This is a genomic window from Vibrio bivalvicida (genome assembly GCF_001399455.2).
Lineage (GTDB): Bacteria > Pseudomonadota > Gammaproteobacteria > Enterobacterales > Vibrionaceae > Vibrio > Vibrio bivalvicida.
The window spans coordinates 289625-313311 of record NZ_LLEI02000053.1; the positions used below are offsets into that span (position 1 = coordinate 289625).

26 protein-coding genes and 1 pseudogene are annotated in these 23687 nt (G+C 44.0%); 9 read left to right on the top strand and 18 right to left on the bottom strand.

What is annotated here, in order from left to right; all coding sequences use genetic code 11:
* The first annotated feature begins 57 nt into the window (after positions 1 to 57).
* From APB76_RS17880 to APB76_RS17890, 3 genes and pseudogenes are all read left to right on the top strand, one after another.
* Positions 58 to 252, top strand: a complete 195-nt coding sequence (locus tag APB76_RS17880) for a hypothetical protein (protein WP_054961373.1) — start codon at positions 58 to 60, stop codon at positions 250 to 252.
* 107 nt (positions 253 to 359) lie between these two features.
* Entirely contained in the window at positions 360 to 797 is a 438-nt protein-coding gene (locus APB76_RS17885; protein WP_054961374.1) for a YcgN family cysteine cluster protein, read from the top strand.
* Positions 798 to 938: 141 nt separating this feature from the next.
* A pseudogene (locus APB76_RS17890) lies at positions 939 to 2422 on the top strand (mechanosensitive ion channel family protein).
* Between the two features lie 29 nt (positions 2423 to 2451).
* On the opposite strand, the gene APB76_RS17895 reads toward APB76_RS17890, so the two are convergent.
* The 10 genes from APB76_RS17895 to gap form a co-directional block, all read right to left on the bottom strand.
* Positions 2452 to 2745 carry a putative quinol monooxygenase gene (locus APB76_RS17895; protein ID WP_054961375.1) on the bottom strand — a complete coding sequence of 98 codons (294 nt, stop codon included), beginning with the start codon at positions 2743 to 2745 and terminating at the stop codon, positions 2452 to 2454.
* A 24-nt stretch (positions 2746 to 2769) separates the two neighbouring features.
* Positions 2770 to 3165: a VOC family protein gene (locus APB76_RS17900; RefSeq protein ID WP_054961376.1), complete on the bottom strand. Its 396-nt coding sequence runs from the start codon at positions 3163 to 3165 to the stop codon at positions 2770 to 2772.
* 84 nt (positions 3166 to 3249) lie between these two features.
* On the bottom strand, positions 3250 to 3552 hold the full coding sequence (locus tag APB76_RS17905; RefSeq protein ID WP_054961377.1) for a ribbon-helix-helix domain-containing protein: 303 nt from the start codon (positions 3550 to 3552) through the stop codon (positions 3250 to 3252).
* 127 nt (positions 3553 to 3679) lie between these two features.
* On the bottom strand, positions 3680 to 5257 hold the full coding sequence (locus APB76_RS17910) for an alkaline phosphatase (protein ID WP_054961378.1): 1578 nt from the start codon (positions 5255 to 5257) through the stop codon (positions 3680 to 3682).
* 297 nt (positions 5258 to 5554) lie between these two features.
* Positions 5555 to 5911 (bottom strand): hypothetical protein, encoded by a 357-nt coding sequence (locus APB76_RS17915; RefSeq protein WP_049846780.1) that lies wholly within the window; start codon positions 5909 to 5911, stop codon positions 5555 to 5557.
* Positions 5912 to 6087: 176 nt separating this feature from the next.
* The gene (locus APB76_RS17920; protein WP_054961379.1) at positions 6088 to 7035 is read right to left on the bottom strand and encodes a ChaN family lipoprotein; all 948 of its coding nucleotides are present in this window, start codon (positions 7033 to 7035) and stop codon (positions 6088 to 6090) included.
* Positions 7036 to 7106: 71 nt separating this feature from the next.
* On the bottom strand, positions 7107 to 7937 hold the full coding sequence (gene rlmA / locus APB76_RS17925) for a 23S rRNA (guanine(745)-N(1))-methyltransferase (protein ID WP_054961380.1): 831 nt from the start codon (positions 7935 to 7937) through the stop codon (positions 7107 to 7109).
* Between the two features lie 121 nt (positions 7938 to 8058).
* A complete protein-coding gene (locus APB76_RS17930) occupies positions 8059 to 10095 on the bottom strand; it encodes a methyl-accepting chemotaxis protein (protein ID WP_054961381.1) in 2037 nt (678 codons plus the stop codon).
* A 234-nt stretch (positions 10096 to 10329) separates the two neighbouring features.
* On the bottom strand, positions 10330 to 11214 hold the full coding sequence (locus APB76_RS17935; RefSeq protein WP_054961382.1) for a D-hexose-6-phosphate mutarotase: 885 nt from the start codon (positions 11212 to 11214) through the stop codon (positions 10330 to 10332).
* 111 nt (positions 11215 to 11325) lie between these two features.
* Positions 11326 to 12321 carry a type I glyceraldehyde-3-phosphate dehydrogenase gene (gap, locus tag APB76_RS17940; RefSeq protein WP_049846785.1) on the bottom strand — a complete coding sequence of 332 codons (996 nt, stop codon included), beginning with the start codon at positions 12319 to 12321 and terminating at the stop codon, positions 11326 to 11328.
* A gap of 335 nt (positions 12322 to 12656) precedes the next feature.
* On the opposite strand from gap, the gene msrB reads away from it, so the two are divergent.
* Complete coding sequence (gene msrB, locus APB76_RS17945) at positions 12657 to 13061, top strand: peptide-methionine (R)-S-oxide reductase MsrB (RefSeq protein ID WP_054961383.1); 405 nt, start codon at positions 12657 to 12659, stop codon at positions 13059 to 13061.
* 47 nt (positions 13062 to 13108) lie between these two features.
* Here msrB and APB76_RS17950 read toward each other — a convergent pair whose 3' ends face one another.
* Complete coding sequence (locus tag APB76_RS17950) at positions 13109 to 13933, bottom strand: DUF2989 domain-containing protein (RefSeq protein WP_049846787.1); 825 nt, start codon at positions 13931 to 13933, stop codon at positions 13109 to 13111.
* 105 nt (positions 13934 to 14038) lie between these two features.
* Between APB76_RS17950 and APB76_RS17955 the strand changes: the two genes are divergently transcribed.
* Entirely contained in the window at positions 14039 to 14320 is a 282-nt protein-coding gene (locus APB76_RS17955; protein ID WP_049846788.1) for a YeaC family protein, read from the top strand.
* A gap of 31 nt (positions 14321 to 14351) precedes the next feature.
* Here the strand turns inward: APB76_RS17955 and APB76_RS17960 are convergent, their stop codons facing one another.
* The 4 genes from APB76_RS17960 to APB76_RS17975 all read right to left on the bottom strand — a co-directional run bounded on the left by APB76_RS17960 (position 14352) and on the right by APB76_RS17975 (position 17439).
* Positions 14352 to 14861: a YchJ family protein gene (locus tag APB76_RS17960; protein WP_064429718.1), complete on the bottom strand. Its 510-nt coding sequence runs from the start codon at positions 14859 to 14861 to the stop codon at positions 14352 to 14354.
* Positions 14862 to 14872: 11 nt separating this feature from the next.
* On the bottom strand, positions 14873 to 16090 hold the full coding sequence (locus APB76_RS17965; RefSeq protein WP_054961384.1) for an EAL and HDOD domain-containing protein: 1218 nt from the start codon (positions 16088 to 16090) through the stop codon (positions 14873 to 14875).
* 82 nt (positions 16091 to 16172) lie between these two features.
* The gene (lpxH, locus tag APB76_RS17970) at positions 16173 to 16901 is read right to left on the bottom strand and encodes a UDP-2,3-diacylglucosamine diphosphatase (RefSeq protein WP_049846791.1); all 729 of its coding nucleotides are present in this window, start codon (positions 16899 to 16901) and stop codon (positions 16173 to 16175) included.
* A 43-nt stretch (positions 16902 to 16944) separates the two neighbouring features.
* Positions 16945 to 17439: a peptidylprolyl isomerase gene (locus tag APB76_RS17975; RefSeq protein WP_049846792.1), complete on the bottom strand. Its 495-nt coding sequence runs from the start codon at positions 17437 to 17439 to the stop codon at positions 16945 to 16947.
* A gap of 201 nt (positions 17440 to 17640) precedes the next feature.
* Between APB76_RS17975 and cysS the strand changes: the two genes are divergently transcribed.
* On the top strand, positions 17641 to 19023 hold the full coding sequence (gene cysS / locus APB76_RS17980) for a cysteine--tRNA ligase (protein ID WP_049846793.1): 1383 nt from the start codon (positions 17641 to 17643) through the stop codon (positions 19021 to 19023).
* A gap of 82 nt (positions 19024 to 19105) precedes the next feature.
* Complete coding sequence (locus APB76_RS17985; protein WP_054961385.1) at positions 19106 to 19684, top strand: thymidine kinase; 579 nt, start codon at positions 19106 to 19108, stop codon at positions 19682 to 19684.
* A 91-nt stretch (positions 19685 to 19775) separates the two neighbouring features.
* On the opposite strand, the gene infA is transcribed toward APB76_RS17985, so the two are convergent.
* From infA to aat, 3 genes are all read right to left on the bottom strand, one after another.
* On the bottom strand, positions 19776 to 19994 hold the full coding sequence (infA, locus tag APB76_RS17990) for a translation initiation factor IF-1 (protein ID WP_001040192.1): 219 nt from the start codon (positions 19992 to 19994) through the stop codon (positions 19776 to 19778).
* An 80-nt stretch (positions 19995 to 20074) separates the two neighbouring features.
* Complete coding sequence (locus tag APB76_RS17995) at positions 20075 to 20773, bottom strand: arginyltransferase (RefSeq protein WP_054961386.1); 699 nt, start codon at positions 20771 to 20773, stop codon at positions 20075 to 20077.
* Entirely contained in the window at positions 20773 to 21492 is a 720-nt protein-coding gene (gene aat / locus APB76_RS18000; protein WP_054961387.1) for a leucyl/phenylalanyl-tRNA--protein transferase, read from the bottom strand. The genes APB76_RS17995 and aat overlap by 1 nt, the downstream gene beginning before the upstream one ends.
* A 21-nt stretch (positions 21493 to 21513) precedes the next feature.
* Between aat and APB76_RS18005 the strand changes: the two genes are divergently transcribed.
* Positions 21514 to 21969, top strand: coding sequence for an outer membrane lipoprotein (locus APB76_RS18005; RefSeq protein ID WP_054961388.1), 456 nt, complete (start codon positions 21514 to 21516; stop codon positions 21967 to 21969).
* A gap of 154 nt (positions 21970 to 22123) precedes the next feature.
* The gene (aroA, locus tag APB76_RS18010) at positions 22124 to 23404 is read left to right on the top strand and encodes a 3-phosphoshikimate 1-carboxyvinyltransferase (protein ID WP_054961389.1); all 1281 of its coding nucleotides are present in this window, start codon (positions 22124 to 22126) and stop codon (positions 23402 to 23404) included.
* Positions 23405 to 23687 lie beyond the last annotated feature (283 nt).

The following is a 23687-nucleotide window of genomic DNA, read 5'->3' on the forward strand; positions in this document are numbered from 1 at the left end:
CGAGTTGCGAAAGGGTGCGCTATTAGTGCACCTTTTTCGTTATTGGCTTTAATAAATTTGGAAGACAAAAGGCTATCTACCGGACCGAACGATGCGGAAGGGACTTATACGGTTGATTTATTCCTAACTCACTCTGACGGTGACCCTGTTCAGGGGGCGACGTATAAACTCATTGATCAAACTGGAGCGACATTTGAAGGAACGCTAGACAATAGCGGTAAAGCCTCGGTTGGTGGCGTGGCCCTTGCTTAGTTTGATTTTAGTCCCCCCAACAGAATCACTTGCACTTTGGACAAAGGATCTATATAAATTCGGCTTTCCTTTTTCCACAATGACATTTGAACACTTGGGGTTACCACATGACGCAGTTTTGGCAGCAAAAAGCTCTCGAAGAGATGACCGAAGTAGAGTGGGAATCTCTATGTGATGGTTGTGGTAAATGCTGTCTTCACAAACTAATGGACGAAGACAGTGATGAGATCTACTACACCAACGTTGCGTGTAGTTGGTTAAACAGCAAAACATGCTCGTGTAAAGACTACCCAAACCGTTTCACTTCTGGTGAGGAGTGCACCAAGCTCACTCGTGATGATATTGATGATTTCACGTGGCTCCCGCATACCTGTGCTTACCGCCTACTTGCGGAAAAGCAGCCACTGCCAGAGTGGCATCCACTCATTACAGGCTCAAAGTCAGCCATGCATGCCGCTGGCGAAAGTGTCCGCAACAAAGTGGTGTACGAAATCGATGTTGTGGATTGGGAAGACCACATCTTGAATCACCCAAATCGTGCTTAGATTCAAACAGTCGCCATTGGCGGCTGTTTTTGTATTTGCTATCTACTAACACTCAATATGCAAACCTTTGAATTTTGTGGTGTACAATTAGGGGTATCAATATAAGAAACAAAGACTTGTGTTTGTCTGAGCGAGGGAATCATGGACTTGTTGTCCTATCGAAACGTTAGAGTGATGGCCGTCGGGCTATTTATTTCACTAGCTGCGATTATTAGCTGCTATACACATGCTTCACAAGAGCCACTTTCCATCTCGAAACAAGAGCAACTGATAACGAAGATAAATAATGATATCAAAGAGTTATCCTATACTCTCGAAATGAGTAGTGGTGATGAACAAGATGCAATTCAACTCAAGTTGTTTCAGAAAAATGAAGAGCTAAGATCTGTTCTTCAGAGCGCGGTAAGCCGCCAAACCATTTCTGCCGATAAGTTAATACCTCAAGTTGAAATGCAGCAAAACTACTCAACTGCAGCCGCTTCTTATCTTGAAGATCGAATTAAAGCCCTTAATGCCGAGATTGATTCTGCCAAAAACGAAGAAAAGCTCTCACTGCTTAATGATTTTCAAGAGCTTCAACACTATTTGGATAATGTGATTGAGTCGAGATGGGAAAACATTCAGTGGCTAAAAGTGCTTGGTGTTGACGAATCTCTCCAAGAGTCACAGTTTAAAGATTTACTCACTAAGCGACTTAGATTGACGTCGGCTACTGTAGAGTACTTTAGCCAGCAAGTCAGTGTAGTGGGAAAACAGATTGCGGTTAGTCCGAAGTCTGAAACAGCTACCCTACAACTTGCTCAGTTGGTGATTAAACAACGAATGAATATAGCTGTTGATAGCTTGACTTCCTTGATCTCCATCGCTGACCAGCTAAGCCTTGATACCGCAGAATATAAACGCATGTTGTTTGAGGTGACAGGAAGCATTACTCAAGACTTGTTTGAAGGTAAGGTGATTTGGTCGATCGTAACAAGTTGGTCGGATAACGTGTGGGATTGGGTGGCAAACAATGCACCTCAGCACTTGTTTCAGCTGTTTATCTTCGCTTGACAGGTTTTGGTATTGCGGGGGTGATCATTGGTTTTGCCTTGCAAGATACCTTATCGAACTTCGCTGCAGGTATGATGTTGTTAATCTATAAACCTTTTGATGTCGGTGATTTTGTCTTCGCTGGTGGCGTAGACGGTAAAGTCAGCCATATGAGCTTGGTGAACACAACGATTAAGACGTTCGACAATCAGATTATTATTATCCCTAACGGCAAGATCTGGGGGGATGTGATTAAGAATGTGACGCATGAACGGGTAAGGCGAGTTGATATGGTGTTTGGTATTGGCTATAGCGATGACTTACTTAGGGCGGAAAGCATTTTGACTGAAATTGTCACTACGCACCCAGCGGTATTGCGCACACCTGAGCCTAATATTCGAGTTCATACGCTTAACACTTCATCAGTGGATTTTATCGTTAGGCCTTGGGTTAAAACTGATGACTACTGGGATGTGTACTGGGATGTGACCAAAGAGGTAAAGCTTAGGTTTGAACGCGAGGGCATCTCGATTCCTTTCCCACAACAAGACGTGCACTTGCATATGGTCAAAGAATCCTCAGAAAAAGAATGATTTAGAGCGCCATCATCGGCGCTCTTTTTTTATGATTCAGCTAACTCGTCGTAAAAACAAATTTCTGGCTCTTCGATAAGCAGGCCATCGAGTTTTTGTAGAAGATCATGGAAGTAAGGCTGATCGCAGTGAGCATCAAAAGCGGCCTGACTTGCAAACTGTTCTTGAAAAACAAATATACTAGGATTGGCTTTGTCACGTAGTAGTGTGTATTTCAGGCAGCCTGGCTCGCTGCGAGTTGGGGCTAGCATTGACACCAAGTACTTTTCCAGTGTTGCCTCTTGGCCAGTGTTAGCTTGAAATTTAGCTGTTAAATTGATCATTGTGTTTGCTCTGTTTTTGTCATGTTATAGGTATCGTCCTTGACGTTGTAGAAACTCGATCTTATATCCATCGGGATCGGTGATAAAAAAGAAACGAGCAAGAGGGGCCGAGTGGTGTTCGAGCACTTTTATGTCCGAAGCTTGAATCCCCTTGTCACTCAGGTAGGCATGAGTTGATTCAATATCCTCTACACTGACTGCAATATGTCCATACCCTGTACCATGTGTATAAGGCTCAGTTTGAGAGTGGTTATAGGTCAGCTCTAGCTCAAACTCGGTTGTTGGGTTGGTTAAATAGGTCAACGTGAAGTTGTCAAAGACAAACTGGTCTTTTATGTTTAGTTGAAGCGCTGTGCGGTAAAACTCGATTGACTCGGTCAGCTCGCTCACCCGTATCATGCTGTGAATAAGTTTTGTCATACATCTACCCTTATTTTCTTTGAGGGTAGAGTAAAGGGATTCAAAAATAGTGTGGTAGTACTGGAGTACGACAATAAGCTCAGCTTACTCCTGAGTGAGTTGCAGCTTAACAATATCCATAACTGATGCTGGTTGGCGCAGATAGATCAAGCAGGCGCACCTTAGTAAAGAAGTGAAGTTATAGATTTCTCCGTTGTATACCAACGCCTCTGCGTAGATAGAGCTGATAAAGCGTGGCAAAGTCATTGACTGCTGCTCGGCGATCTCTTCTAAGATGTGCCAGAAGCTAGCCTCCAGTTTGATACTTGTCGCATGACCATCAATTCGAATGGAGCGGGCAATGGTTTGATAGTTTTCTTTTGGTTGGTTGGAAAATATTTCGCACATGGTGAACGCATTAAAGTGGGTAAAGCCTGCATTTTTGTCTTTTTATCGTTATAGCGTCAATGATTAATTACCTCAATGGAAATCCGATCACGGGCATCCATTGAGGTTGTTTAATGCCGTTAAAGGCTTAGTTCACCTGAGATTTAATGAACTCGCCCAGCTCTGAGTGGTGCATGATCTTAGACACAGGCAGTACTTTGTCCGCAGGACCCCAAGCAAACACATTGACTGGGGTGTGAGTATGCGTCCCCGTACCCCACACAATGTTTTGACCTGTTGCTTGCTCACGAGCAAGTAGGTTACCTCGGTCGTTATATGGGAAGAAAGCATCAAAGTCGTTTATCGCAGGCACCTGTTCTGTCGACAGATATTTATGTTGAGCTAAACGATATGGGTTTGGTTTACTCGCAAGTACCCTAGCGGCCTGTTCTGTCGTGATTGGGAAGGCGCTATTTTGATTAACTATCTGAGCGAGGCTTTCCGGTGTCTGTTTGGCTTTGTCTAGCTTTTGGAAAGAGCTGATCATTCCGTAGTAGCTTTGTTTCTGATTATATAAACCATCTAACACGTCGAAGGAACCGAAGTTAAAGTTTGGTGCGTAATCTCTGTTGGCAAACGCTTCACCTGAACGTTTTTCAGGTTTAGGTAAATCTTGAGATGAGTAGCTGAAACCAAAAGAGCCTGTTTCGTGGTCGGCTGTTACAATGATGAGTGTATCGTCACGACCTTGAGCCCATTCATAAACAGAGTTAACCGCTTCATCAAACTTGAGCATTTCATGCAGCATAGTACCCGCATCATTGCTGTGCCCAGCCCAGTCAATTTGCCCGCCTTCCACCATCAAGAAAAAGCCCTGTTTGTTCTGAGATAGGATGCTCAGCGCTTTATCTGTCATCTCTTTTAGGCTTGGCTGACTGCGTTTTGGATCGGTTTTTTTGTTGCTGTAGGCGATACCATCATCCATACCTGAATAAGCAAATAGACCGAGCAGCTTAGAGCCGTTTGCTTTGTCTAGCATCGAGCGGTTGAATGCCAAGCTATACCCCTGTTGTTGTGCTTCAGCAAGCAGGTTGCGTTCGTCTTTACGTTTTGATTTCAGGTACACATCACCTTGGGTAAGTTGTTCAATCTGCTTGTAGGTGTCGCCTTTATCATTGGTTGATTTTGGAATCCAATGGCGTAAGCCGCCAGAAAGCATGACATCAACGCTGGTTTCAAGCATGTCAGAGGCAATGTCATTTTCTAGCGAGCGATGGGGTTGATGAGCGGCGAATGCGGCAGGGGTAGCGTGGGTTAGGCGAGTATCTGAGATCAGGCCTGTTGCTTTACCTGCTGTTTTTGCTTTCTCGAGAACGGTCTCGATGTGGTGACCTTGAGAGTCAATACCAATAACTTCAGAAGAGGTATATATTCCAGTTGCAAGCATAGTTGCTGAACATGCTGAGTCAACCACAATGGCGTCTTCTGGGTGAGTCAACGATGAACCAATCACCCCTTCTTGCGCTAGTTTAAACAGCGCCGTTGTTTTCCCTTTATAAATTGAATTGGGCGCTTGGTTTGCGTACGTTTCTAACAGGCCAACTTGTTGTGGGCCCATACCATCGCCGATCATCAAAATAACGTTTTTGATCTCTGCCGAAAGTACGTTGAAAGAGAGCGTAGAAGCTACAGTCGCGGTTAGTATTGGTTTTATAAAGCGCTTCATGAAATTGTCCTTGTTTTTAAAAGCGCATAGATTTAACCACTACATTATGTCAGTGATGTTAAACATATGTTTCACGAATGTGACAAATGGTACCCCATAACTCTTGCGAGTCTAAACTTGCGGTAATGTGGCACTAAAGCATCAGGCAGGATTAACGTTAATCGAGGAGGGTATGGTGATTACGTGCAGCAGACTGCTCACAATAACCCAAGGTAACATTATAGGTTGTACATGCGAGTAACGACGAACAGCGTAATTTGTTGCGAGTTACAAAGGCTTCTATGGTTGATTACAGTCTTAGAGTATCGCTAAAAGAATTCCTCCAACGGTTGCCGCAGCGGAAAGGTATTGCCCTGCGGAATAAGAACCGTCTTGCTCGTCTTCAATTGTATCAGGATGATCAATACCGAGTGCGCCGTGGGCAAAAGACTCAACTTTGTCACCGACAGTTTTGTCGCCTTCTTTCGCACCTTTTCCTTCTTTTTCAATTTCTTGAAGCGCTGCCAATAGCGCTTTTCCTTCATCTGAAAGCGTGACTTTATTTTGCTCAACCTTTAGTGGGGCTTGACCCACGTTCGAGTCAGGTGCCTTGGCTTGAGGCGTTACCTGCTGGGTTGGTGACAGCTTTGCCGCCTCCATTCCTACTGGTGTCATAATGCTCTCCTTACATCATCCTCAGACAATATATCGACCGCTTAGTTAAAAACTTGTGCATTTTATTTAAAAAATGAATCTGAATTATTAAAGCATAAATCGTGCCTGTTTAAAGAATGCCCATCAAGTCAGTTGCGTTTGATCGGCATTGAATTAAAGACGAGCAATAAGGGTGCCTACTTACACTCTAAATTATCATTTCGCTTAGTCAGATGTTTGTATGCGGCCATTCTGTTTTCCATTTTCACGTAACGGATAGGTGGTGGCAACACTTCAAGTGGGTAGTCGCTCCCGATAGTTTTGCTGTCGAGTGGTGATTCGGTTGGCGTGATGACTAGCACGTTAAGATTCGGGTTGCGCTTAAGAATTGATGCTTTGATTCCTAGCCCTTGTTGAGTGTGAAACAATCCGGCGATATGGAAAACTTGTTTGTTTGGGTTGCGCGCTAGGTATTCGACAATGCTCTCTGCCATGGTTTCATCCCAAGTGACTTGGGCGGCAAACTGGCGCTCAGTCTGCTCTGGTTTGCCATGGTGCATTGAAGCCATGAACTTTTCTTTGTATGGACTGTTTGCAGTATCAATCGTCGTCGCTAGCTGCTTGCGTTGATCGGCAGTCAGTTTTTCTAGATAGCTAACGCCCTGGCGTCCTATACATCGAACGATGGACTTTGGCGCGTTGGCAGCAATGATATCCAACTGGTTCGCTTTGGCATACTCAACCAATGGGCGGTAATCACTCTCATAGTTTGGCCATGCTGCTCCCTGTTTGATGAGCGTTTGTTCACCGATCTCATCTGCTAGGTATGTATCCAGCACTTTTTGCTTATTGCGTGAGAACTGCTCCATAGAGAGCGCGACATCCATATTTTTGTCAGTCAACTGCTTAAGCAAATCCACTTGGAAGTGATGAATTCCGGCATGTGTATGCCACTCGCCAACGAGAATCACATCTGCAGCTTTTAATTCCTCAGGCAAAGAATCGATAGAAATGACTTGTCGATCGGGGGAATAGAGTTGGTAGTCGTAGTAGCTACTTATTGTACTTTTCTGGGGTGAAAGCGATGGACTTGAACAGGCTACTAAGGCAAAGCAGCTTAAAGAAGTGGCAACGAGCCTTAACATAATTGGCCTCCATTAGATTGTTCGGCAATAGTAATGGAGGCCAGAATAGAGTTCAATAAAAATGAGAATTATTATCTATTGAGTGGCTTTTTACGATAAATTCTGATCATAAAGTCTGCCTCGCATTCAAAAAGTGTAGCTGACTTTAGTCTGTCTCGAAGCTCATCAGAAGCTTTCCAAGCGAATGGTGTCATTTGCAGTAAATCGTAACCATCACCGTTACTCAGCTTCATTAAATAAGATAGCTGTTGTTGCTGTTCTAGCTCAAAGCCTTCAATGTGTTCAATTTCTTCATTATGTAACCTTACATCAGGATAGATCTCTTCGCGAAGCTGGTACAGGTGACGACCAGCAGGTGTGACGGTAATAACCACTCCGGAGTGAGTAGTGACCCGAGCCAATTCCTCTGCTTTACAAGGGGCATAGATACGCAAAACAGCGTCAAGACTAGCATCTTCAAACGGAAGACGATGACTTGAAGCAACAGAGAAGTTGCAGTTTAAATAGCGCTTAGCGGCGTAACGAATCGCCACTTTTGAAATATCTAGACCATAGGTTTTCGCTTGAGCGTATTGTGTGGTAAGCGATGAGGCGACTTCAGTTGTATAGTAGCCTTCGCCACAACCAATATCGAGTAATCGATGTTGTGTATCAACCAGAACGTCAGCACACAGTTGTGCAACGCGTTTTTTCAGTGGTTGGTATAGATCTTTTTCAAGAAAGCGTCTGCGTGCCTGCATCATTTCTTTGTTGTCACCAGGATCTTTAGAGCGTTTGTGCTGTACAGGCATTAGGTTGATATAACCTTCTTTCGCCAAGTCAAAAGAGTGGTTGTTCTGACAGCGATATGTACGCTCGGAAAGAGTAAGATGCTGATGGCATAAAGGGCAGGTGTAGGACATAACTGACTCTGGCAAAAATAAACAAAGCGAAGTTTATCAGGAAGCACAAATACAGACTAGCAGACACAACGAAAAAGGCAGCTCCGAAAAGCTGCCGATAAGTTTTGTGGGAACAGTTAACTTAGTGGAAGAAGTCTACTTGCTGTTTCAATGAAGCAGCTTGTTTGATCAAGTGATCGGCACTTTTTGTCGTCTTCGCACTTGTTTCACGACTTTCTCGATTTAACTCACTAATTGAGTTGGCGTTGGAAGCAATTTCTTGAGAGACATTCGCTTGCTCCTCAGAGGTTGCGGCAATGGTATCGGCTTGACTCGCGATAGACTGGACTTGAGATGCGATTGCTTCCAAAGCTTCTCCCGCTTCTTGAGCTTTGTCTAAAACCTGATTGGCGTTAGCTTGGCTTTTGTTCATCATTTCGACTGCGTTACTGGTTGAGCCTTTCAGTTTATCAATAATGGATACTACATCTTTAACGGATGTTTGAGTGCGGTGGGCGAGGGTGCGAACTTCATCTGCTACGACTGCAAACCCACGGCCCTGTTCACCTGCACGCGCAGCTTCGATTGCAGCGTTGAGTGCTAGTAGATTAGTTTGCTCTGCAATCTCATCGATCATTTTAGTAACGGTTTGGATTGCTTCACTATCAAGGTTTACCTGTTGAATTGCTTTGGCTGAATTGTCTAGCTGATCATTGAGTTGTGCAACATCAATACACACAGTCTCGACCACTTCTAGTCCAGACTGGCTATCTTGGTTGGTAAGGCGAACATTTTCTGCAATGGCTTCAACCTGCTGGGCAACAGCTTGTGCAGAAGAAGCCATTTCTTCAATGGCAGTGGCAACCTGCTCAACTTGCTCTTGCTGGATATCAGACTGGCTTAAATTGCGCTGAGCATCCCCAGATACGCTTTGTGAGGCACTCTGAACAGAATCACTGGTCGAGCGGATCTCTCCAACCAAAGTATTCAATTGGGTCGCCATATTCGCCACGCCATTGCTTAGGTTCGCTATTTCGTTCTTCGACTCTTTGCCTGAGGAAGGGATATCTAGGCTTACTTCGCCTTTGGCCAGTCGCGTCATGTAATCATTTAACACGGTCAATGGCTTCAAGTTACGATTTAAGAAAATGGTTAAGATAATGAAAGTTGCGATTGCGACGATTGTAGCGATAGTAATGATCAGTTTAAGCAGCGTGTCGCTACCTTTGGTCACTTCTTTGATGAAGGTACCGCCTAACAGTTTCCAGTTCCAGCCAGGAACTTCCGTATACACTAGGTATTTTTCGCCGACAGTACCTTGGTATTCATAAGGGTAGCGAATTAATCCACTTTCTTGCTCAAAGATCTGATAAAAGGGTTTATTACCATCGTAGTCAGACACTTCAACAATTGAAGGGTCATTCTCATCGCGTAGTGGGTGCAGTAGGTACTTACCTTGGTTGTCTTCGCGGTTATCAACAACAATGGTGTAACCCGTGTCACCCCATGTAATGGACTGAAGGGATTTATATAGAGCTTGCGTGGCCTGCTCGACAGGTAGCCCAATAAAAGATAACCCGGTTACTTTCCCTGCCGCGTTCTTGATTGGCGCATAATAGGTAATATAGCTGTCACCAAACAGTTTGACCTGCGCATAATAAGGTTGGCCGCTAATCAACTGGCTGTAGCCAGGGTGGCTTTTGCCTAGTGTCGTGCCGACTACGCGCTTGCCAGAAGGATCTTTTAAAGACGTTGATACACGAATAAAGTCACCATTTAGTGGCGCAAAAAGAGTGGCAACAGCGCCAGTATCGCGGGTGAAGCTATCAACTAACTTGGTGTCGTTTATTAAGCTCTCACCATATTGGGTAATATTTGGGATCGACTCGCCATTAAAGTCGACGCTATAGTCCTCGACATAAACACCTGCTAGGTAGCCGTTTCTGAAGGTAGATTCCAGCACTTTAGCGGTGTGTAAATAGGCGTCAAACTGGCCTGCGATGGTCATTGCCATCGATTCTACTTCTGACTGGTGTTGTTTTAAGGTTGTTTCTAATAACACTTCAGAAGCGTTGCGGTAGACCAGTGTGGCGGTGCCGGCAAAGGACACCAGCAAGCAAAGTAATATCACTAGCTTCAACTGAAAACTGACGCTTTGATTTTTGAGTTTTTCTAACATTTTTAGTTATCCTGTCTCTTGTAGACTTGTGCCGTCATCGAAAACTAAACTTTCAATAGCGAATGATAATAGCGATTTATAAAATGGATATAATTGATTCGCGTTAATAATTTTATAGATAACGAGACCGAAATTGACAAGGTAGAGTGCCTAGACTCTAGAGACCAGAATGTAGAAAGAGAAATTTCAAGTGAAAGGAGAGTGTCACGAGCAAGGTTACCCGTGACAAAGGATTTATTTAGCAGAAATCTTAGTAGTTAACTGATGACGTTCATTTGGTTGTAATGTTTTGCCTTGTTCGATTGAAGACGCGTGCAGAGTAGACTCAACGCAAAGGAAGGTCTTGTAACCGTTGTCTTGCATATCAGCCATTCCCTGAGCGCCCTTCGCCCACGGATTCCACAAAACTGCTGAATTATGACCTTGGTTTTCAACGACTACCGCACGCTTGAAAACTGGATCTTCAACGATAATTTCTTCTTTGGGCTGAGTATAAACTCGGTCGATGGTGTCTGTCAGTTGGAGTTCTTCACCGCCTTGACATACCTCACCATGTTTGAGGCTGTCGATGTATTCTGGGCCCATACCTGCTGTGGTCGCTTGCTCGATATCACCAACGGTCAGGTAAGTATGCAGTGCGCCAGAGAATGTCCAAGGTTGCTCATCAGTATTGGCTACATCCAGTGTGACTTTTAGTTCATCACCAATTTCAACCAATAGGTGAGCTTGGAATTGGTAGGGCCAGATAGCCAGTGTCGACTCGTTAGAAAGTAAACCAAGCTCAACGATAACACCGTTTTCATTCTCACGATGTTCAAGTAGTGTCCATTCACTGTTACGTGCAAAGCCATGGGCTGGCGCTGCAATGCGACCAAACCAAGGCCAACAAACAGGAATACCACCGCGAAGCGCTGCTTTGCCATCAAAAATAGCTTGCTCGCTCATCCAGATTAGGTCTTCTTGACCTTGCGGTTTGAATGAAATGACATGACCACCATGTAGGGCGATACCTGCCGACGCTTTTTCGTGTATGACGCGAACAACTTTAACTTGATCGATCTCTACGATAGTCACGTTGTCAGATAAGACGGTAAGGGTAGGGAGAGTGTTTAAATCCATGTTCTGTTTCCAAGTTCAGTGAGCTGGCGCTCAAAGTTCAGATACAAAAAAGGCGACTCGAAAGTCGCCTTTTACAAGATTCTGCGCTAAACGCTTATCTTTAAGTAATGATTACTTAGAGATGTGTGCGATTAGGTCTAGAACTTTGTTTGAGTAACCGATTTCGTTGTCGTACCAAGATACAACTTTAACGAACTTGTCAGTTAGAGCAACACCAGCTTTAGCATCGAATACTGAAGTTTGAACTTCACCGATGAAGTCTTGAGAAACAACTTGGTCTTCAGTGTAACCTAGAACACCTTTTAGCTCGCCTTCAGAAGCTTCTTTCATTGCAGCACAGATTGCTTCGTAAGATGCAGCTTCTTTTAGGTTAACAGTTAGGTCAACTACAGAAACGTTAGCAGTTGGTACACGGAAAGCCATACCAGTTAGAAGGCCGTTTAGTTCTGGAAGAACAACGCCTACAGCTTTAGCAGCACCAGTTGAAGATGGGATGATGTTCTGAGAAGCACCACGACCACCGCGCCAGTCTTTAGCAGAAGGGCCATCTACAGTTTTTTGAGTTGCTGTAGTAGCGTGAACTGTAGTCATAAGACCAGATTCGATACCGAACTTGTCGTTAAGAACTTTAGCTACAGGCGCTAGACAGTTAGTAGTACAAGAAGCGTTAGAAACGATGTCTTGACCAGCGTAAGTTGAATCGTTTACGCCCATAACGAACATTGGAGTTGCGTCTTTAGAAGGACCAGTAAGAACAACTTTCTTTGCACCAGCAGTGATGTGCTTACGTGCAGTCTCGTCAGTTAGGAAAAGACCAGTTGCTTCAGCTACAACGTCAACATCGATAGCATCCCACTTAAGGTCTTCTGGGTTGCGCTCTGCAGTAACACGTACAGTCTTACCGTTAACGATTAGGTTACCACCTTCAACTTCAACAGTACCGTTGAAACGGCCGTGAGTTGAGTCGTACTTAAGCATGTATGCCATGTACTCTACGTCGATAAGGTCGTTAATACCTACAACTTCGATGTCGTTACGCTCTTGCGCTGCGCGGAAAACGAAACGGCCGATACGGCCAAAACCGTTAATACCTACTTTGATAGTCATTATAGTTGCTCCACAACTTAATTTCTGATTAAAGATAACTGGTAGTAAAATTACAGAATCCAGTCAAAATCTGCAACAGATAATCGGACTTAACTTGTTTAAAGTCAAAAAAAAGCGTCGCTTTTTTTCACAATTAGTCTTAAATGGCGATGTTTTGAACGGATTGCTAGTTTTTTCCCTAACCAGTTGACGTAAAATAGTTCAGATGTTGACAGCAGTGCTGAAAGTTTAACCATCCTGTTATGGTTTCAAAGTATGTGCTACAAAAGTAATTGAGTGCAAGTTTTTCGAAAAAAAAGTCATAATTAAAAATGAGAGTATGGAGATTTGTTGCCGTGAAACAAAATAAAGAAAAAGTCATAAAGCCTGATGAACACTGGCGTGAGGTGCTGTCTGAGGAAGAGTATCGCGTATGCAGAGAGCAGGGTACAGAGGCCCCATTTAGTGGCAAGTTGCTACATAACAAAGAGACGGGTATTTACTCATGTACCTGCTGTCAAGCGCCACTATTTAACTCGGATAGCAAGTATGATTCTGGGTGCGGCTGGCCAAGTTTTGACGCTCCGTTCAATGGTGAGGCTATTCGTTATTTAAAAGATCTAAGTCACGGAATGGTGCGTACGGAAATAAGATGTGCAACTTGCGATAGCCATTTAGGTCACGTTTTTCCTGATGGACCAAAGACAACCGGCGAACGTTTTTGTGTTAACTCAGTGTCGTTAATTTTCAACAATTCATAAAAAAGCGGTGATTTTATCACCGCTCTTTGTTTTATCCTTTCATTAGCCTAGGATTCTTTAAATTTGGGGATGATTGCTCCGTTGAAAGTACCACTCATGATGGCATCCTCGACTTGGTCTGCAATGTCATCAAGTTGGTCATAAACACTCTTATCGAAACCGTATAGGAGTTGCAGTTCACTATCAGAGGCAATCGGAACATTGAACTTTTGTGCCACCATAGTCCACACATAAGCTTCTTTTTTCATCCCCATTCTATAGGTAGTACTCGCCAAAGATTTAAACACTTCAGTATTAATGTTGCTACGGTTGGTAAGTTCGAGGGCATGAATGAGCAACTGAAGTGTTTTCTTTTGGTCTCTGCTGGTATAGAAAGTCGCGAGAGCGTATTGCATTTCGGCGCTTTCAAGGGCTTCGGTCCCTTCAAGTTGTAGAAAGCCCCTGCGAGCTTCTTCGCTACCAATTTGGCTCCATAAAAAATAAAGAGACTCGGGTGAATCTGACTTTTCGAGTGCCGCGACAATGCTCTCAAGGTCGTTACCAGAGTTAACTAGTGCGGTAAAGCGTTGTTGCTTGACGCCTTTCTGATCCAAGGGTTGGATCTGAGAGGCCAATTCCAAGCACTTCTTATACGCCGCAACATATCTATATTCTTTTATCAGGTTGAGGTCTGTTGGTTTTTTCATAACCTCGAATCTGTGCCATATCAAGTCAGTCCTAGGAACACGACACTGACCGTCGCCCATATTTAAGCGCTCGCATTGGAGAGCAGGATTGCTTTCACAAAGCTGTTCGGTGTTTTTGTTACCTTCGAAACAGCCAGATAGACCAAAGGTAATGCCAAAGAGCGTGAGTAATTTGAGTGTTTTCATACTGTCGTTGCTTGTGATCCGTTACACTTATTTTTTGTTGTTATCTTGACTGAGACTACGAGCCAGTTAAGGTGCGCTTAACACCACTGACTTTAAGGATAGACCATGGACGCAGAGCAGTTAATCAACGCCATCACACCAGAGGCTTATGAGCGTCTACTTTTTGCTGTAGAAACAGGTAAGTGGCCTGAGGGTACCCCACTTTCGCAGGAGCAGCGAGATTCTTGTATGCAAGCTGTGATGTTGTATCAATCTAAGCATAATGTAGAAGCGCAGCATATGACAGTTGCTCAAGGTGGAGAGATTAGCTTTAAGTCGAAATCTGAGCTAAAAAAACAGTTTCAACATGGGCAAAGCGATATTGTAAGGGTGAACCCCAACGATTAAAAAAGGCAGGATCGAATCCTGCCTTTTTATGCTAGCCACAACATTTTTTGAATTTCTTTCCACTGCCGCAGATACAAGGATCATTGCGCCCGACCTTTAGGCCTTGAATAGGTTGTGCCAGTCTTGGATCAACTTGTTCTTCAATGGATTCCTGCTGTGGGAAAACGCCATCAATATAGAACCAAAGTCCTTGCTCTCTTACAAAGCGAGAGCACTCTTGTAAGCAAAGTTGTTGTCCATCTTGCTTGAAGAATGCCTTAAAAGTGACAAAACCTTCGTCTGGGTTGTTGCCTGGTTTGGTGCTGATCACTTCTAAGCCACACCAGTCGCTGTCGATTGAATCTGAAATTGCTTGTCGTTCATCTTCTGCATGGCAGCTTGGATGATAGGTATTGATCACATAATCTACTAGACCTTTGACATGGGCAGAATAGCGAGAGCGCATCAGTTGCTCTGGTGATTGGGCCAATGAATGATCGTGATGGATCGGCTCGCAGCAATGACTGTAATCCTTTGGGTTTCCACAAGGACACGAATTCATAAAAACTCCACTTATTTCGTTTTTACAGAAAGAAGGTCAGCAGTCCATTTGACTGAGGAGTCATAGCATTGGCTTAATACCACTTCATCGACCCCAATTGAATCGCAGTAACGGCGTACTTCTTCCCATTGGGCTTGTTCGTATGCTTTAGTTAGCAATAAAATTTCGCCTAGTATGCCTTCATTTTTAGTGATTGCGAGTTTTATTGATTCGTCGACAGAGATCTCTTCAATAATTTGCTCCAAAGGTCTGTCAAGCAAGCTATCAAGCAGCGAGAACATACCAGTCAAAAACGCTTGCCCGGATTCAAATTTGGTTTCTAATCGCGCAGCAAGGAGTTCGCAATAACGGGCCCTTTGAATAGACAAACCATATAAATAATCGGGTTTACTTTCTTGCGTAGATGCGAGAGAGACGAGCGAAATAAACTTCCTTAGTTTATCTTCACCTAAGTAGACCAACGCTTGCTTGAAAGATTGAATTTTGGTTTGCACGATTGAAGATGAGTTAACGAAAGACAGCAGCTTAAAAGATAATGTGACGTCTTTGCTGATTAAAGACTCAATCGATGCATAGTCCATATCCTGTTTAGCTATTTCAGTCAGCAGTTGAACCACCGTCATAAAAGAAGGCTCGAGTGCCTTACGGGTAATCATTTCCGGCTTGCTAAAGAAATAACCCTGAAAGTACTCAAACCCTGCTTTTTTTGCTTGTTCGAATTCTTCATAGGTCTCGACTTTTTCAGCGAGGAAAGCAATATTGCTCCCAGATAAACGCAGAATAAAATTGCGCGCTTTTTCAATGGATACTTGCCTGATATCAAATTTAATGATCGAGATATAAGGAAGGAACGAACGCCACTCTTTGCTTGGGATAAAGTCATCTAGAGCTATTTTGTATCCTGCTGCGGCCATTTCCTTAATGACGTCGAGTAATTCTTTTGTTGGTGGACAATCTTCTAAAATTTCTACCACAAGGTTGTCTGAAGGGAAAAGAGTTGGCACCTTGTTGAGTAGGCTTTGGTAAGGAAAGTTAACAAAACCTAGCTTATCTCCAAGTGTTTCATAATGCGTCGAGAGGAAGTGATCAGATAACAAACGGCTGGTCGCATGTTCAGGATCGATTTCCGGAAAGGTATTTTGCGGACCGTCTCTAAAAAGCAGTTCATAACCAATAGTTTGTTTATCTACATTTAATATCGGTTGTCTAGCTATATATGAATAAGTCAAGATCTATACCACGTTCCAAGTACAGGTTGAAGGAAACTAGTCTTCATTTATAATGGACTAAATAACGTGAAAAATAAGTGACTTAGCTTGCAAAAGGCCGTTGTTGTAATTCAAACCCGGATTTATCGTACACTAAGACTGACCCCTGAGTGTACCAGTCACCTAGCACAATTCTAGTATAGTCCTTTTCTTGAACTTGGAAGGAATGAACGTTAGGCCGATGTGTATGTCCATGGATCATAAGGTCTACTTTGTGGCTAAGCATTACGTGTTCAACTTCGTCTTGAGTCACATCCATAATGTCAAGAGACTTAGTTTGCTTGTCAGATCGGATATCGGATTGAACTTTGCTCACAATCTTTTTCTTGAGCAGCATTGGAATGCGATTGAACACCCATTGTAACCAAGGTTGATGTACTTTGGCTCGATACTCTAGGTATTTCACGTCTTGAGTGCAAAGTGTATCACCGTGTAGAACAATGGCTTGACGGCCATATAAGTCAATTACGGTTTCGTCACCAAGCAACTGGACCCCTGTTTGTTTACTAAAGCGTTTTCCAACCAGAAAGTCACGATTACCTTGGGTGAAGTAACAAGGGATGCCTTTGTCGGTTAACGTTTTAAACTCAGTCCTAATGGATGAGGCAAAATCGGAGCGGTCGTCATCACCAATCCAAAACTCAAATAAATCACCAAGCACGTAGAGTGCGTCAGCATGAACGGCTTCTTCACGCATAAAACGGATAAAACACTGGGTGATTTCAGGAGTAGAAGAGGATAGGTGGAGATCAGATATAAAAAGTGTGGTCATAGTTAAATAGCAAGAGAGCGCATCACGCGCTCTCTTTTTTCAATTATTCTTCGATTGTTGTACCAGTGATCAGTACATCTTCAAGCGGTACATCTTGGTGCATGCCGGAAGAGCCAGTGCTAACGCCTTTGATCTTGTTAACGATGTCCATACCTTCAACGACTTCAGCGAATACACAGTAACCCCAACCGTCAAGGCTTTCGCTACGGAAATCTAAGAAGGTATTGTCTTTCACGTTGATAAAGAACTGAGAACTCGCTGAGTGCGGTTCCATAGTACGCGCCATAGCAAGAGTGCCAACCTTGTTGCTTAGGCCGTTATTTGCTTCGTTTTTGATTGGTGCACGCGTTGCCTTCTCTTTTAGGCCAGACTCCATGCCACCGCCTTGAATCATGAAACCGTCGATAACACGGTGGAATAACGTGTTGTCGTAGAAACCATCACGGCAGTACTGTAGGAAGTTTGCACTTGTTTCCGGTGCTTTTTCTTCGTTTAGTTGAATTTTGATGTCACCAAAATTTGTGTGAAGGGTGATCATGATTTTTTCCTTTAGCTGTGTTTTTGCTTTGAGCCAAGATTCTAACTTAACTTTTCAGACATTAACACGTGAAAAGTACGGGTTGAGACCTGAGTATAGGTGTTAATGATGGTTTTTTGCGCATTTCGGGGATTACCTAACTGGGCGTGAGTTGGTATACTGAGCCACTATTTTGTTTCACCTAAATATTAGAAAGAGATCATGTTAAAGATATATAACACACTCACAAGACAGAAAGAGGAATTTAAACCAATCAATGCCGGCAAAGTTGGCATGTATGTCTGTGGGGTAACCATCTATGATCTCTGTCATATTGGTCACGGTCGCACTTTCGTTTCATTTGACGTCGTTTCACGTTACTTACGCTATTTAGGCTACGATCTTACGTTTGTTCGTAACATTACTGACATTGACGACAAGATCATTAAACGTGCAAACGAGAACGGTGAGAGCTGTGATTCGTTGACTGAACGCCTAATTGGTGAAATGCACGCAGACTTTGATGCTTTGAATATGAAGCGCCCTGATATTGAGCCTCGCGCGACGGAATACATCACCGAAATCATTGAACTGGTTGAAAAGCTTATCGAACGCGGTTTTGCCTACGTCGCTGATAACGGTGACGTGATGTTTGAAATCGCGAAATATGACGACTATGGCAAGCTGTCTCGCCAAGACCTAGAGCAATTACAAGCGGGTGCTCGCGTAGAAATTGAAAGTGCTAAGCGTAGCTCGCTAGACTTTGTACTTTGGAAGATGTCTAAGCCAGGTGAACCTACTTGGGAATCACCATGGGGACCTGGTCGTCCAGGCTGGCACATCGAGTGTTCTGCAATGAACTCATCTATTTTAGGTAACCATTTCGACATTCACGGTGGTGGCTCTGATCTACAGTTCCCACACCACGAAAACGAAATCGCGCAATCTTGCTGTGCGCACGGTACTGATTACGTCAACACATGGATGCATAGCGGCATGGTGATGGTAGACCGTGAGAAAATGTCTAAATCTCTAGGTAACTTCTTTACTATTCGTGATGTTTTAGGTCACTACGATGCAGAAACGGTACGTTACTTCCTAATGTCAGGTCACTACCGTAGCCAGCTAAACTACAGCGAAGAGAATCTAAACCAAGCACGTGCGTCACTTGAGCGTCTGTACACTTCATTGCGCGGTCTTGACCTGTCAACACCAGCTGCGGGTGGGGAAGAGTATGTTAAGCGCTACACTGAGGCGATGAACGACGACTTCAACACCCCAGAAGCCTACTCAGTGCTGTTTGACATGGCGCGTGAGATCAACCGTGTGAAGACGGAAGATGTAGCAATGGCTAGTGCGCTTGGTTCACTAATGCGTGAACTAGCAGATGTGATTGGTATTCTTTATCAAGATCCTGAAGCCTTTTTAAAAGGTGACTCTGGCAATGACGACGAAGTAGCGGAAATCGAAGCACTGATTAAACTACGTAACGATTCTCGCGCAGCTAAAGACTGGGCCAATGCTGATATGGCACGAGACAAGCTGACGGAAATGGGCATCGTGCTAGAAGATGGCGCAGCAGGCACGACGTGGCGCCGTAAATAAATCGTAGGCATACCATTTCAAGAAGGGCTGTTGATTCAGCCCTTTTCTTTAATTTTTATCATCTTTATACGGGTAACAAACAGTGGCACAGATGTACTTCTATTACTCTGCAATGAATGCGGGTAAATCAACCACTCTTCTTCAGTCTTCTTTTAATTACCAAGAGCGTGGTATGACGCCAGTTATCTTTACTGCGGCGTTAGATGACCGTTATGGTATTGGTAAAGTCAGCTCGCGTATCGGCTTGCAGTCAGATGCTCAATTATTTAATGCAGAGACAAACTTATACCAAGAGATTACGGCACTAAATGAAGTAGAGAAGCGTCACTGTATTCTTGTTGATGAGTGCCAATTCTTGACTAAAGAGCAGGTATATCAGCTAACCGAAGTTGTCGATAAACTGCATATTCCAGTGCTGTGTTATGGGCTAAGAACGGATTTTCTTGGTGAGTTGTTTGAAGGCAGCAAGTACCTTCTATCGTGGGCAGATAAGCTAATTGAGCTGAAAACTATTTGTCACTGTGGTCGTAAAGCCAACATGGTGATTCGCACCGACGAAAATGGTGTGGCAATTAAAGAAGGTGATCAAGTTGCGATTGGTGGTAACGATCGTTATGTATCTGTATGTCGCGAACATTATAAAGAGGCATTAGGGAAATAACCTCTTGTCAGCACACACAAAAAAGCGAAGCATTATGCTTCGCTTTTTTGTGTGTATTCGAATAATTCGGATTGCGTGAGGCAGTCAGAGATTAACGAGCACGGAAGACGATGCGACCTTTTGATAGGTCGTATGGAGTCATCTCTACAGTTACTTTGTCACCAGTAAGAATACGGATGTAGTTCTTACGCATTTTACCAGAGATGTGAGCAGTAACCACGTGACCGTTTTCTAGCTCAACACGGAACATTGTGTTTGGAAGAGTATCAAGGACAGTGCCTTGCATCTCAATTACGTCTTCTTTAGCCATTTAATCCTCTTTTAAAAATGGACGATTTCAACCGGTGCATAATGCCGATAAAAATGAATTAAGTAAAGTTGGGGCGTATTCTACCCTTGCCAACGCTGATTTACTAGCCTTTGATGACGCTGAAATCGGACTTTATAGCTCATCGCCGGGCATTCATCGATCTGATAGCCTAAATAAAGCCACTGTTTACCTTGCTCTTGGCAATATTGAATCTGAAATAAAACCGCAAGTGTACCTAAGGAAAGCGTATAGTCTGGGTCAAAGTAGGTATAGAAGGCACTGACGCTATTAGACAGAATATCCGTGACAGCGACGGCAATGAGCTTGTCTTGGTCATAAATGTGCAAGAATTGAGTGTTGAGCCAGGCACATTGAGAAAACTGGGCAAATTCAGTTTGTTTCGGTGGGTACATAGTTCCGTTGCGGTGTCTAGATTCAATATAGCGTGAGTAGAGTTCGAACCATTGGTCATCCATCTGCTCTTTAAGCTGCCATGTGAATGATTTGGCTTTGTTTAACAGGCGCTTTTGATTGCGTGAAAGGACAACCTCTGGGATGGAGACACGAATAGCCTGACACGCGCTGCATTGATCGCAATGAGGTTTGTAGATGGTATCACCACTGCGCCTGAATCCATTAGCTAGCAACACCTCATAGCTCGAACCACAATGCATGGTGGGCTCAAGGGCTACGGCCACACGCTCCTGTCTATCAGCAAGGTAGCTACAAGGGTGGCAGTCGGTTAAACCAATACGGATTTGCTGCAGATCGGAACTCATTACTCTCCCCAAGTTTCGCTGGTTATTCGCTGTTGTGAAAAACAGTTTTCTGATAGCGGCTCACTATTAAATGATAGCAGCCTTTGCATAAAGTCTTCACGATTGAGTTCAATTGCGCCCAATGAGGCGAGGTGAGGGTTAAGCACCTGACAATCGATCAATTTTCCGTTGTGTTGCTCAAAATGTCGGCAAAAATACCACAGTGCTACTTTGGATGCGTTAGCCTCTAAACTAAACATCGATTCACCACAAAATACTTGCCCCACAGAGATACCGTAAAGACCGCCGATAAGGCATTCGTCGCGCCAAACCTCAACAGAGTGGCAATTGCCTTGTTTTGCCAACTGTTTATAGGCTTGACGCATTTCTTCATTGAGCCATGTTTCTTCTTCGCTTCGAGTTGAGGCACAGTAGTCAATAACTTGTTCTGTTGTATGATTAATGGTCACGCGGTAGTTGTGTTTTCTTTGAAATTTTTTGAGACTTTTCGCTGGTTGAAATGTCTTAGGATCAAAGACAGCTCGTGGCGATGGACTCCACCAAAGAATGGGCTCTCCTGGACCGTACCAGGGAAAGATACCATTTTTATAGGCCAAGATAAGCCTTTCTGCACTTAGGTCACCACCAAATGCGAGTAAGCCGTTTGGATCGACTAAAGCATCAAAAGTGGATGGAAACCAAAGGTTATTGAGATCAAGTTCAGTGAGATAAATCGCCATGAATGAAATGAGGAAAAGAAAATGAAGAAGTTACTCTGGATCATATTGGTTTTTCCCTTGATTGCCAATGCGGCTTACCAAAGAAATACGGCACGTCCGGTCAATGAAGTAGTTTTCGGTCAAATTGATACCGTGAGGTACATAACCCAACAAGATATTGTTAAATCGAAAGGTTCAGGTTGGGAAACACTGCTGGGTGCGGTGGTTGGAGGGCTAGTTGGTAACCAGTTTGGTAGCGGTACTGGTAAGGAAGTAGCGACAGCGGTCGGAGCGGTTGCAGGTGCGGGGATTGCCCGAAATCAAGCTAACCAAGAGTATCGAGTTGAATACAAGTTGGTAGAGATACTGATTGAAACCGACAAAGGTAAGTTGGTAGACGTTATCCAAGATGTCGACAACAACATGTTATTCGAGCGAGGAGATAAAGTTCGTATTCTCTATTTTGATGATGGCGTACGGGTCGATAAGGAATATTAATAGACTCAGATGGGTGTGGCCAGAGCAGATAATTATTCAGTTCTATTCGTGATTTGGGTCTGGTTTTACTAGGTGAATTTAGATAGGCTGCAAGTACGAAGAATTTTCATCGTCCCGTTTAGGAAGACGGGGTGAGCAAGGAATATCAATTTAAATGGAAAGCCTTACGTTACAACCTATCAATAAAGTCAATGGTGAGGTCAACTTACCAGGTTCAAAAAGTGTCTCTAACCGAGCTTTATTGCTTGCAGCCCTTGCAAGTGGCAAGACACGTCTAACTAACTTACTCGACAGTGATGATATCCGCCATATGTTGAATGCGTTATCTCAACTTGGTGTTTCATATACTTTGTCTGAAGATAAAACGGTTTGTGAAGTTGAAGGGCTAGGAAAGCCGTTTGACGCTCCACAAGCGTTAGAACTCTTTTTGGGTAACGCGGGTACAGCGATGCGCCCTCTGGCGGCTGCACTATGCTTAGGTGGCGGTGAGTACGTACTCACCGGAGAGCCACGAATGAAAGAGCGTCCTATCGGTCATCTAGTCAATGCGCTTCGCCAAGCGGGTGCAGAGATTGAATACCTAGAAAATGAAGATTATCCACCACTTAAGATCCTAGGAACGGGTTTGAAGGGTGGGACAGTGGACATTGATGGCTCTATCTCTAGCCAGTTTTTGACCGCATTTCTGATGTCTGCACCACTTGCTCAAGATGATGTCACTATTAACATTGTGGGTGAGCTGGTATCTAAACCGTATATCGATATCACTTTGCATATCATGGCTCAGTTCGGAGTCGTGGTAGAAAACAACAACTACCAAGAGTTTGTTATTCGCAAAGGTCAATCGTATGTCGCACCAGGTGATTTCTTGGTTGAAGGGGATGCGTCTTCTGCGTCTTACTTCTTGGCTGCCGCTGCGATCAAGGGCGGTGAAATCAAAGTAACAGGTATCGGTAAAAACAGCATTCAGGGTGATATTCAATTTGCAGATGCGCTAGAAAAAATGGGTGCACAAATCGAATGGGGTGACGATTACGTTATTTCTCGTGTGGGTGAATTAAAAGCCGTAGATATGGACTTTAACCACATCCCAGATGCAGCGATGACGATTGCCACTACCGCACTGTTTGCAGAAGGTACTACCGCGATTCGCAACGTATACAACTGGCGTGTAAAAGAGACAGATCGGCTTGCAGCGATGGCGACCGAACTACGTAAAGTAGGCGCCGAAGTGGAAGAGGGTGAAGATTACATCGTTGTCACACCGCCAGCCAAGCTGACGCACGCAGCTATTGATACTTACGATGACCACCGTATGGCGATGTGTTTCTCGCTTGTCGCGCTAAGTGATACGCCAGTGACCATCAATGATCCTAAGTGTACATCTAAGACCTTCCCAGATTACTTCGATAAGTTGGAAGGGTTGAGCTCTTAAGAAATATAGAACGGACTTCGTCCTACAGAACGCTTTGCTTCGAGAGGCGAGATCGGACGGCGACAAATCGTCATTCCATAGAGCGACGAAGGAGTGAGTAGGGAATCTCTAAAGGAATCTTACTCGTTTGCAGAGATCCCCAACTCGGTCGTGCCTCCCTCTCGGGGATGACGGAGCAATGGCGTGAAATGAGAAGGGTTGACACATTGTGTCAACCCTTTATTTTTTCTCGCTTCTCGCTTCTCGCTTCTCGCTTCTCGCTTCTCGCTTCTCGCTTCTCGCT